Raw genomic sequence first — 12,521 nt, forward strand, 5'->3', positions numbered from 1 at the left:
CCTACATGGCAGTGAACCATTGCTTAGCCAAAGGCGGCATAATTTCAAATTTCTAAGCTGCCTACATGGCAGTGAACTCACACCTGAAGCAATCCCACTGTTATTTGACTTTCTAAGCTGCCTACATGGCAGTGAACCAAAGTTTAAAATGACATTATGACTATCAATTTTTCTAAGCTGCCTACATGGCAGTGAACGGTAGGTGTTGCACCGGGTGTGACTATAAATTTTTCTAAGCTGCCTACATGGCAGTGAACCTCCAATAAGCCCCATTAGAACTGTTACCATTTTTCTAAGCTGCCTACATGGCAGTGAACACAAAAGACCATTGGGAAGTGCTGAACATGGCTTTCTAAGCTGCCTACATGGCAGTGAACCACCACCAGCACCATTGCTGACTTTTTCATAATTTCTAAGCTGCCTACATGGCAGTGAACCAGATCAGGGCGGATTACTTAAAACATCAAGTTTTCTAAGCTGCCTACATGGCAGTGAACTGCGTACCGCGATACGTTGCCTGATTTATTTGTTTCTAAGCTGCCTACATGGCAGTGAACATGACACAGTATTTAATTTAGATGATGTTTTATTTCTAAGCTGCCTACATGGCAGTGAACAGAAAGCAAATACTGCGGGGGTTTTGACTGCTTTTCTAAGCTGCCTACATGGCAGTGAACCTTATAAAGCCCTCCGACCAATGTCAACATCGTTTCTAAGCTGCCTACATGGCAGTGAACCATTGCTTAGCCAAAGGTGGCATAATTTCCAATTTCTAAGCTGCCTACATGGCAGTGAACAAAGATCGCAAGTCTGGGAAACTTAAAACTGATTTCTAAGCTGCCTACATGGCAGTGAACATCACAGGGGCAAGTCGCGCTATGATGCTAGATTTCTAAGCTGCCTACATGGCAGTGAACACAGCCGAGAGCTTGACCATTAATTCGACTGGTTTCTAAGCTGCCTACATGGCAGTGAACTCCCAATGCTTTAACCACTGGTAAATCCATGATTTCTAAGCTGCCTACATGGCAGTGAACTCAATATGCGGAAATACTTCAATTTTCGTATCTTTCTAAGCTGCCTACATGGCAGTGAACTAAACGACATTTGTGGAGTAGTTACCCCAACATTTCTAAGCTGCCTACATGGCAGTGAACTTTTTTCTTTATCCCACGCGCCTAATTCCGTTTTTCTAAGCTGCCTACATGGCAGTGAACCATGATTGACACGTAAAATAATTCCATTGTGCTTTCTAAGCTGCCTACATGGCAGTGAACGCGATTTTACCTGTCGCGCTCGGTAGCACTGGTTTCTAAGCTGCCTACATGGCAGTGAACAGAATAACAAATAAGTTTAAAGACGTTATTCATTTCTAAGCTGCCTACATGGCAGTGAACGTAGAACTCTTTATATTGGTGATCGTACCAGTTTTCTAAGCTGCCTACATGGCAGTGAACTTGCAGATGTACAGGACGGAATTATTTATGGGTTTCTAAGCTGCCTACATGGCAGTGAACTCTTGCGGTAAAGAAAATTCGCGTACTAATTCTTTCTAAGCTGCCTACATGGCAGTGAACGTCCCTTGTGATGAATATGGATTTTCCTCACTTTTCTAAGCTGCCTACATGGCAGTGAACAGCAACGAATTGTAGCGAAAGCCAAGACACAATTTCTAAGCTGCCTACATGGCAGTGAACTACCGCTAATGTCATACGTGTGACGTTGTGAATTTCTAAGCTGCCTACATGGCAGTGAACATTCACGTTTAGAGCGTATCGAAAATGTTTTATTTCTAAGCTGCCTACATGGCAGTGAACAGTAATTCTATAACAAAAAATTAATTTATAACAGTGAGTTAATACTCATAATCTACAAAAGACCCAAGTTTTAACCCACGCTTATAACTTATTGATTTTATTAAACTGTTAAAGAATGAAAAAATATTGGGTTAAAATTCAGGAACACTTGATTGTGAACTTAAACCATAAGTACTAAAAACCTGACTTTCAGATTGTTCAGCATTTTGCTTTTCTATAAAAAGTTTAAACATTTGATCTGAAGTTAAACTTTTCATTTGGACAAATGGCAAATTCGTCGTTGTCACTACATTGCTATAGCGAGCTAAAGCTTCGTCAAAGCCAATATCACCGCGTTTTACTCGATGGCGGGCCAAACGTGCAGCATTGGTTTTCACTTGCTTACGCTTATAAATAGCGTAACCGTTTATATTCTCTGGGACTTCTCGAATAGAAGTGATGTGAACATAATCAGTTAATCGATCTAACCATTTTTTAAGATCAAGTTTTTTCAAATCAGCTTCATTTTGGGCAAAAAGCCGAAGCTTTTCACCCAAAAATCCAATACCTTTTTCCTGATTAAATCGATATTGAGGAAAAGACACACCAATATTCACCTTATTATTTGTATCTTTTATTTCAGCCAAAGCAATATGCAACTGCGTATAGAGCTTTGACCAAATGAAATACGATGAAATCTCGGCTTGATCAATCAGCGTGATTTCTTGGTAATATTTCATATTTAGTCCTTAGCACTTTGACCGAATACACCACCACGGACTAAAACAGCCATGACATAGTGTTCCTGTTCAGCATTTTCTAACTTTTCACCCAAAGCATATTTATCAAAGAGTGTAAAAAAGTCTTTTTTCTCTTTTGGTGTACGATATGCTTTGCCTAAATTAGTCACGGCGCCATAGGGTTCAATTGCAATTGTCATTTGTTTATCTTCAAATTCTGGATACCACGTATCAATAGTACGTAGTGCATTTCCAATCTTTTGAGAATGCATTGCAGCAACATCATTCACTTGATATAAAATCTTACTTTTATCACCTTTACCTTTGTCTAGTACAAGTTCTTCGCTTGGATAAACTTCCTGTGCTTTCCCCACCAAAGCATACGCTTCAACCTTTAATAGTAAATACGGTAACTCACCCTTTAAAGCCGAAGCAATTTGATCGGCTAATGCCTGAACTTTGCTGTCAACCGTATCAAAGTCATGAAGTGAATATTCAAAAGCATTAAAGCTAACTGATTGTTGATCATTCACTGTGACAACTACTTCAACTTTTTCAGCCCCCACACGGTTACGCCATAAAAAGCGCCCATTGGCAATATTCAATGCATAACGCTTAGCAAGTTCGGTAAAACCATATTGCTGAATATAGTCTTTTGCTACGGCTTCATAAGACTTAAAGAATGCTTCATTATTACAAGCGGATGGTTTTTCCACCCCACCCAGCACTTTTAAGCTAAATGAAATTTTTAATGTGTCCTGATTTTCACCCACTGAACAGGCATCTACTTTTTGTAAATTGGCATTTTCCACTTTGCCATCCAATTTAAGTGGATCAGCATCCGCTGCTTTGAGACGATTTGAAATCGTACCACGTACTGATTTTTCAATTAACTTCAATGCTGTTTGTTCAGCACGGTTTTCCCAATTTGTCCCATAAAAATATCCATCAGATGGTACTAATTTTTTTTCAAATGCTAAGACACTTGCAACTGCTTTTTCATTTTTAGCCATGAATTTTATTCCTTAATGAATGATTTAAATCGTTGTTGTTAAGTTTTGACAAAGGTATAAATTATTTTCTAAATCAATATGATATTGCCATAACAATTGATCTAGACTTTCGATACGATAAGGCATGATAAATTCACCCAGCGTAATCACACTTTCTGCAAAACGATGGGGTGTATTTGCATCACGCTGATTTTTTGCTTGCCCTAATTCAGAAATCCCTTGAAAACCAACTGCAATTGGAACAAGCCAGCCCGTGGTTTTACGTTTAGATGACCATGTGACTTTGCCATTTTCATCTTGTGCGGAACTATGCGTGACTTTTAAATAATCCAGTACAGCATCTAAGGCATCTTTGCCTTCATTCATACTTTCAATGACCAAGTCACGACGTTCAATAAGGACATGACCGAGCATTAATTTATTTAAAAGAGGCTTGAGTTGCTGATTTTGGTCTTTATCTTCATCAAAATATTGCAAGCTACAATTTTTCACTGCCAATACATCGCCACTGGCAAATTTCATACTTAAAATTAATTTTTGTACATCTACCAATAGCCGTTTTTCTTCATCAGGGTCTAAATTTTGACATTCAATCAATAGTGAAACTTCAAGATGGCAACGTGCTTCTTCAATAAAAGCAGGTCTATTACCATCTTTATCAAGCGGATTTGCAGTGCCTACAATTGAATGTACAAAATCCCCTCGCCCCTTATAGGTTTGTAAATCAAAGTGATGACAACTTACCGCAACTTTATCTAAAACAATCTTTGTGTAACCTTGAGCTTGTAATTTTCGTTGCAAGGCATGTACCGCACCAAGCCATGCTGTCATTGCAGGAAAGCCTATGGTATATGGACTACTCATGGCATTGGCATTTTGAATTTTTAAATGTGGAATAAGTAAGAAGTTACGCATTAGAAAAACTCCTTCGTGTGTTGTAGAGATTTATCAACGCGTTGTTTGACGTTTACCAATTCACCCATTCCAAGCATGAAAGAACCCTCAATAGACTTTTCATAACCTCTTAAAATCCAACGTGCAATTTCATGGCTCAATTCATCACGCCACTCATCATCTTGTTCACGTTCATTTTCATAAAAATCGTCTAGCCATATACGCTGTAATTTTGGCAAACTTACATAGTAATCTTCGTTCGACCATCCTTCAGCATAGCTTTGTCTAATTTTAAATGCCTGAAACATCACTTGATCAATCACAAACTGAATGATGTTACGAATTGCTGTACGAATATCAATATTATTTACATCCAATTGCATCAATTTATGTAACTGTAAAAAGCTGTCCTGAAAGTTTTTACGATATAAACATTGAGCAAAAAAATCAGTTTTTGGTAATCGAATAGCACGTTTTTCAAATTGAGGTGGAGCACTGGATAATAAATACGCCCGTCCTGCATTTTGACTATTTAATACACTGACATTTTGTGGTTGTGTTCCACCATAAGCCGTCACTGTTAAATCATAAATATCGGCATAACCCACATCATCAAGTTCATTCTTTTTACGTTGTTCTTTTGCCAATTTTGTTGCATCTGAAAAACGTATTGCATCAATATTTTGCTTTAATTTGGTGATTAATCCCGAAGGTGTGAGTAATGAAAGTAAATGGTAGTTTTCTCCGCCAACAGGAAAATAGACCTGCTTTACTAAATGATCTGTTTTTACTGACGTATCATTTTCTTTAATCACAAGAAAAGCTAAGCGTAAAGCATCAAAATCCAAAGAGGAATGTTGAATAAATTGTTTTAAATCTTCATTTTGTTGTTCAAAGGCATCTAAAATCGTCTGCCCATTTTCCAAATTGACTGACAAAAATTTGAAAACATCCATTGCAGCAGCATTACCAAAGACATCTAAGGGATAATTCACATTACCACTACGTAAATATCCGTCGACTGAATAGTCTGCTTGAGCAATCACACTGGATGTTTTCGCACTAGGGTGACTAAATTTACTTGGATGGCTCACCATCGAAAGTTGACTGACTCGTTTAGCCGCATCAGACAACCATTCTTGTACACTAAACCGCTCATTGGCTTGCTGCTGTAATTCAACAATTACCGTTTCATTTTCTGCTTTCTTTAACCGATCTTTGAGCCACAGCTCTTTCCGTTCATTTAAAAATGCTTCAATACTTGCTGTCATTATCTATTTATCCCCCTATTATTTATCTTTATTCAAAACCACTAAACCCAATTGCTCTGAATAAATCAGCTTTTTTTCACTGTCATATTCAGGAAGCATTATTTCTCCGTAACGCTTTGATAAATTTTCAATATCAGTATTAATATCCTCACTTTCAGATACTTTTTCAATTGCCATACGACACAAAATGTCGTTGTAATTCCGATTTAACCAAAGTCGCTGCTTTTCTATATCAGTTAATACAACATGCCGAATGCTGTAGAAATCTGTCCGCTCAATATATTTACCAAAATCATCTTTTTCACAAAAGATAAGCTTGTTGTTTTTCCAAACGGCAAACAGTCGAATATTCGGTGAGCTTTGTCTAAATGCATTAAAACGTTGTGGCAAAGCCGTTAAAAACCATTTTTGCGTGAGCCAACCATTTAAAGGTTGTGCCCCTACTTTTTTATAAGATGTTAAAGCATCTGCCATCACAGCATGTTCTAAATCAGCTAATTTTTTAGTTGGTTGCAATGGATTATTACGCTGTATGCGAGGAATAGCATTAATACCTGATTCAATTTTTTGAATATCTAACAGTTCAGCAAGATTCTTGCTGTCTAATTTAAAATTACCTTTCGCAGAATTAATTTCAAAACCGGGTTTTTCAAAAGCAACATCAGCTTTCCTTAAACCTTTTAAGTTATATTGCAACAACGCAATATTCGGCTTTTCAATATCTTGTTCTAATTTACGATGCCGAAGTACCCGCCCTGCCAACTGAATAATCGAACGATATGAAGAGGGTTCAACAATTGCCCAATCAAAATCATGGTCTCGTCCAACTTCTTCCACAGGTGTCGCCACTAAAATAAAAATGACATTGTCTGCTTGTGTAGAATCTAAATGCTCTCGAATCACAGGATTTGAAAATGCTTTAGGTTGTTCACCAAATTTTTCTTTACGCTTTAGAACGATATCTAAATGATGTTCCTGCTCACTGCGCAACAATAAAACTTGTCGGCTATGATATGCCATGGTTCGAGCCGCTACATCAGACGACCATTCTGCATTGAGTAAATACTGCGTGAGCGCAACACAAGGTGGAATATTGGCAACACGGATGACTCCCAAAGAAACTTTTTTACCTGTCTTTTCATCAATCGTATAATGATCGTGATGTAATTTCTCTACATGCTGTTGAATACGTTCAAAATATTGTGATTGCACACTTTCATCTAATTGCTGTGTGTTTTTTTCTGCTACTAAATCAGCACAATCAATGATATATGCTTTATGTTTCACCACTTGTTCTAGTAAAAATTTGGTACGAATTTGTACAAATTTTTCATGTGCCTTTTCATAATCCAAAATAATATTATGATTATTTTCCAATGGAATCATGTGTATTGGTGCTTTGAACTCATCTACCCACATACTAATAACATCAGTATTTTTTAACTTTTTAAAAGCACAATACAGTTGCCACCCTTGCTGATAAGCATTGAAAAACCCTTCTGCCAATGCAGGTGGAATCGTCGCAGATGAAATCATCACCTTACGTCCCAACATTCCTGTTAAATGCACTAATCGAGTAATTGCTATTAAATCTTGCCCATTAAAATCATCAACTTCATCAATCACTAAATCTGAAGACAACAACCTTAAACATGGCAAAATATATTTTCCGCCGCGTTTGGTCTCGGTGGCAGACATAATATGATCAATGGTACAAGCCAAAACAGGTTTATATAAAAATGCTTTATTTCGCTCCGCTTGATTTTGTGGAAATAACGCATTCATAAAATCGGCTTGTGGCATCGACTCATAATCAAGTTCGTTATCTAATAGTTGTTCTAAAGATTCTGAGCCTATCTCGGCAAAATCATTTTCTATTTCATCTTTCTGTTGCGTATTTTGATGGTGTAACTCCTGAACCGCTTTAGATCCAATCAAGACTGCAAGCTCATCATTGCCCAAACCAATATCATTACGATAAGAATCACCTGTTTGTAGAGTTAAGGTTCTTAAACCTAAAGCAAGGATATAACGTAGTGAATCAGCATTCGGTGAAAGGGCCTGCATAATTTTGGCATTGGCAATGGTTTTACCTTTACCTGTACTTGCCATATTGACAATAAACCAACCCTGTTTTTCAGCGCCCTCATTCTTTTGCACAAATTGCTGAATGCTTTTGACTGCTTGATCTTGCCATTCAAAACCATCTGGACTTTTCTTTTTTAGTTTTTGAATATCGTAAGCAGGTTCCATATCTTCAGCCAAACGACTTAAAGATTGACTCACCAATAAGGCATTTTTACTCACATTGACCAAATGTTCATCTAAGAACTGTTTTGGCTGCTTCGTCTTTTGATCCGTGTTAGCAATCAAGGTGAGTTTGGTTTTCCATGTTTTATCTGCATCACAAGATGAATAATAATGATCGCCTAACATCAAACATAAACGCGCATGATGCAATATGACCCGCCAACTACCATCGGCAAAAATTTGTTCTGTATGAACTAATTCCTGTAATAAACGCCCAGACCATTTTTTGACTTGTTTTGTCCACTCTGTAGACTGACTCAGTAAACCTTGCTCAAACTCAAAACATTGCTTTAAACGTAGCTTATAATCATTTTCTTCAAATTTATTTTGATATCCCCAATCCGCACCAATACTTTTTAATAAACTTGAAAGTGTTTCTTTTGGAGTACATGCATAAGCTTTTCGACGATCTTCTTCTTTTAAATCGGGTAAACGGTGATGGGAAACGATCAACCAAGAAACCAATTGCGCCATAGGCGGTAGTTGATCTAAAGCTTTGGACTGATCTAAATTTTGCGTAATGGTTTGTTTTAATGCATCTTCACTCCAGCTCTGTTGAAGTAATAAATTTAGCCATGCTTCATCATTTTCAATATCACCGGAATGTTGTACTAAAGCATTAAGTAAGAGACATGAGATCCATTCGTGTCGCAATGGATCACCCTTTTTACTATTCTTACTCGTTGAGTTTAGTTTTTCTTGGAATAAAACTGTTGCTTTTCCCCAGTCATGTAGTAAAGCAGAAACTGCCACCAATGCTTTTATTAAAGGCAAATAATGCCAATCATTCTCCCATTTATTTTGTGCCAAACTTTTCTTTGTTGTATTCACAGGTACAATCCCCTGCGCATTAAACTTATTCCGATTCCCCACAATCCACAGCAACTCACTTCTACGCCTGCCCCGAATCCAGTGACAACTGACTGCTGTACTTTTAGTCACAGTTTTGCGTAATAATTTTTTAACGGCAATTAGACCATCTTCGGTAATGACCGTTTGCCAAGTGTTATCGCCAATACGGTCAGCAAAAGCATCCAATACACGACGCGTTCGAGCTAAAGCTTTCTTTTCACACTGACTAACAAAGGTGACAATCATACTTCATCTCCATTTTTAGAAGATAAAGCGGCTTCCTTCACCTGATCAAACATAAAATCTAAACATTTATGCTCTGTAAACTTCTGAAGTATTTGTTGTCTAAACTCTTGCTCACTTAACTTTTCTTTTGCGCAAATAAAGGCATACGGAAGTACCACAGCATCCTTAATTAAATCTGCCACATCAAACACCAAAGCACCACGACGGGTTTTACCATGCATCACCGCAAAACCATGTGGAATGCCTAAAACCCAAAGTGTAGTCGCTGCCAATCCATAGGCTAAATAATTACCATGATTGAGAAAATCATTGGCTAAATCGCCCTGTTCACGATTGCGCTCAAAACTCATTTTGTTACGTGTTGCAGCAATTTTATAAAGTTGTTTGGTCATTGCCGCTTCATGCAAAAGTAAATCACCCACTTTTGCAGTATGGGGAATTTTCTTTTCAAAACCATCCAGTGCAGTTTGAATATCCCGATCATCCAAATAAAAACCCTGTTCTTTTAAGTCTCGGTCTTTATCCCAAACTTTGCGTATAAAATCGATACGAGCCTGTTGAAATTGTTTGGCTACGGCTAGACGCTTGGCATCTTCGAACCAAAATTGCATCCAACCCTGCATATATTCTGTCGGTCGATATTCACTTTGCGGTGTCATCCACTCAATTTCACTGCCCATAAAAAGTGGCGTCCCACCGCCACCGCAAAATCCCACCAATACCCCAGCACTGGCTAACATTCGCATCGCTGCCTGAGTGATAGATGTACCTGTGCCCAATAAAATAACGGTGGTATTGGCAATCGGGATATTCCAATATTGGTTTTCATTTTTAGCTTCAGTCAAATATAAAACACGACCGTCTTTTTGCATGACTCGTGCATGTTCAAGGTAATACACATTGGCGCGTTTAGAATGAAGAATAGCTTTTAAGTCTGATGGGTTAAGTTGTTCCATTTTTATACGTTTTATATTTTTAGATAGATAATTTAATATACATAATTTAGATAAATATTTTAAGTAAAATAAAATACTTATAAAGTTTTTTACATAGTAATTTCAACCGTTTCTTATTTGATTTAACTTCACTTACAAAGAAAAAAATACGCTAAATTTATACCTCATGATGACGATAAAGTTTTTAAATATAAACACTATCCATCATAAAATTTACCCCAAAAATCTCATTGATCAACATAAAAAGATTTTCGGGGCAATACATGATTATTCACATATTAAAAAGTAATACGTTTATAACTGCGGTACTCAGGTTTCCAATAATGCTTTTCAATGGCTTTCGCTAAAGTTTCATCACTGACAATCGGTGCAACACCCGCCTGCATTGCCGCTTGAGCCACTTTTAAAGCAATGATTCTTGAAACCTGTTGAATTGAATCAATGTCGGGCAACAAATCTGCATCGGGATCAATCAGTTTCGGTGAACAATCTGCAAGGGCATTGCTTGAAGCCATTAACATACTGTCGGTCACGCGTGTGGCACCTGACGCAATCACACCCAAACCAATGCCTGGGAATATATACGAGTTATTACATTGCGAAATGTTATAAATTTTGCCCTGATAATTGACTGGAGCAAAAGGACTCCCCGTCGCAATTAAAGCCTTACCTTCTGTCCACTGAATAATATCCGCTGGCACCGCTTCAACACGTGACGTCGGGTTGGATAAGGGTAAAACAATCGGACGTTCACAGTTGGCAGCCAGTGTGCGAATCACTTCTTCTGTAAATAAACCCGGTTGACCTGAAACCCCAATCAATACCGTTGGTTTGGCATTTTTCACTACATCCAGTAAAGAAATGATGCCTTCTGCATTGCCCCACTCGGCAATCACTTCAGGTTTTTGTGCTAATTTTCTTTGGAAATCTAGTAAGTTTGGCTGATTTTCAGTAATTAAACCGAAACGGTCGACCATATAGACACGAGCACGTGCTTCGAACTCAGTTAAGCCTTCTGCCATCATTTGTGCCACAATTTGTTCAGCAATACCGCAACCTGCCGAACCCGCACCTAAAAAGGCAACAGTCTGATCTTTTAGCTGTTTGCCTGCTGCATGTGAGGCTGCAATTAAGCTGCCCACTGAAACGGCTGCTGTCCCTTGAATATCATCATTAAAACAGCAAATTTTATCGCGATACTTATTCAGCAATGGCATGGCATTTTTTTGGGCAAAATCTTCAAACTGAATCAGTGCATCTGGCCAGCGACGCTGAATCGCTGCAATCACATGGTCGACAAAATCATAATATTCATCACCACTAATGCGTGGCTGATTCCAACCTAAATAAATAGGATCATTTAACAACTGCTGGTTATTGGTGCCGACATCCAAAGTAATAGGTAAGGTATACGCGGGGCTAATACCACCACAAGCGGTATACAGGGAAAGCTTACCAATCGGAATGCCCATGCCACCGATGCCCTGATCACCTAAACCTAAAATACGTTCGCCATCTGTAATCACAATTACTTTGACGTTTTTACGATTGACGTTATGCAAAATGTCTTCAATATGATCGCGATCAGGATAAGAGATGAAGATCCCACGATGACGGCGGTAAATATCCGAAAATTGCTGACATGCCTCACCCACTGTTGGGGTGTAAATAATCGGCATCATTTCACTTAAATGATTTTCAAGTAGATGATAAAACAGGGTTTCGTTGGTATCTTGAATATTACGCAAGTAAATATGTTTATTGATCGCATCGTTAAATGAGCAATATTGCTGATATGAACGATGGCTCTGTTCCTCAATAGTTTCAATAACATGCGGAATTAAGCCATGTAAATTAAATTTACTACGCTCTTGTTCGGTAAACGCAGAGCCTTTATTTAACAACGGAAGTTCTAAAAGCGTATTTCCTGCATAAGGAATATATAAAGGTTGTTTAATCACCAAGTTATCTGTCGTCATTTCCTATCTCATTTCAAAAGTCATGAAGATGGTATACAGAAAAATGTATATCATATCTTCACAAGCGACTAGCTTAGCCCGATTTTACCGTGATGGTATATTTTTAAATTTGATACCAATACACAAACAATTTTTTAATCTAATAAAGATAAAAAAATCTGCTTTTTCAATTCAATATATCTAGGTGAATAAAAAAACAGATGCTTTCTAATAAAATTTTGAGTTTATTTTAATCTTTTTAATCATCATTTAAAGCGGTGATAAATTTGCTTACATACATTTCCAAAATTTATAATAATTGCACAATTGTGGTGCATTAAATTTAAATGCTTAAAATTTGATTGAAGGGTAAAACTGTCAAACTATATTCAGCGACATTTCAGACATTATTCTTATTCAGCATACGCTGTGTTGATCAGCAACTTTTTTCATATTTATGACCGATATCATGAACTTATTTACTT

General features: G+C 37.6%; 7 protein-coding genes and 1 CRISPR repeat array (1 of these 8 only partly in view). All 7 genes read right to left on the minus strand.

Annotated elements, in window-relative coordinates; all coding sequences use genetic code 11:
• A CRISPR array of direct repeats spans positions 1 to 1,817; the repeat unit is 28 nt; unit sequence TTTCTAAGCTGCCTACATGGCAGTGAAC (it extends 2,159 nt beyond the left edge of the window).
• Between the two features lie 131 nt (positions 1,818 to 1,948).
• The 7 genes from cas6f to B9T30_RS02495 all read right to left on the minus strand — a co-directional run bounded on the left by cas6f (position 1,949) and on the right by B9T30_RS02495 (position 12,057).
• Positions 1,949 to 2,536 (minus strand): type I-F CRISPR-associated endoribonuclease Cas6/Csy4, encoded by a 588-nt coding sequence (cas6f, locus tag B9T30_RS02465; protein WP_086183619.1) that lies wholly within the window; start codon positions 2,534 to 2,536, stop codon positions 1,949 to 1,951.
• Positions 2,537 to 2,538: 2 nt separating this feature from the next.
• Positions 2,539 to 3,549, minus strand: coding sequence for a type I-F CRISPR-associated protein Csy3 (csy3, locus tag B9T30_RS02470; protein ID WP_086183620.1), 1,011 nt, complete (start codon positions 3,547 to 3,549; stop codon positions 2,539 to 2,541).
• Positions 3,550 to 3,573: 24 nt separating this feature from the next.
• On the minus strand, positions 3,574 to 4,464 hold the full coding sequence (gene csy2, locus B9T30_RS02475; RefSeq protein ID WP_086183621.1) for a type I-F CRISPR-associated protein Csy2: 891 nt from the start codon (positions 4,462 to 4,464) through the stop codon (positions 3,574 to 3,576).
• Positions 4,464 to 5,714 carry a type I-F CRISPR-associated protein Csy1 gene (gene csy1, locus B9T30_RS02480; protein ID WP_086183622.1) on the minus strand — a complete coding sequence of 417 codons (1,251 nt, stop codon included), beginning with the start codon at positions 5,712 to 5,714 and terminating at the stop codon, positions 4,464 to 4,466. The genes csy2 and csy1 overlap by 1 nt, the downstream gene beginning before the upstream one ends.
• Before the next feature lie 18 nt (positions 5,715 to 5,732).
• Complete coding sequence (cas3f, locus tag B9T30_RS02485; protein WP_086183623.1) at positions 5,733 to 9,122, minus strand: type I-F CRISPR-associated helicase Cas3f; 3,390 nt, start codon at positions 9,120 to 9,122, stop codon at positions 5,733 to 5,735.
• A complete protein-coding gene (gene cas1f / locus B9T30_RS02490) occupies positions 9,119 to 10,078 on the minus strand; it encodes a type I-F CRISPR-associated endonuclease Cas1f (RefSeq protein ID WP_086183624.1) in 960 nt (319 codons plus the stop codon). Before cas1f ends, cas3f begins: the two co-directional genes overlap by 4 nt.
• Positions 10,079 to 10,356: 278 nt before the next feature.
• On the minus strand, positions 10,357 to 12,057 hold the full coding sequence (locus B9T30_RS02495) for an NAD-dependent malic enzyme (protein ID WP_086183625.1): 1,701 nt from the start codon (positions 12,055 to 12,057) through the stop codon (positions 10,357 to 10,359).
• Positions 12,058 to 12,521 lie beyond the last annotated feature (464 nt).

The organism is Acinetobacter sp. ANC 4973, from assembly GCF_002135275.1.
GTDB classification, from domain to species: domain Bacteria; phylum Pseudomonadota; class Gammaproteobacteria; order Pseudomonadales; family Moraxellaceae; genus Acinetobacter; species Acinetobacter kyonggiensis.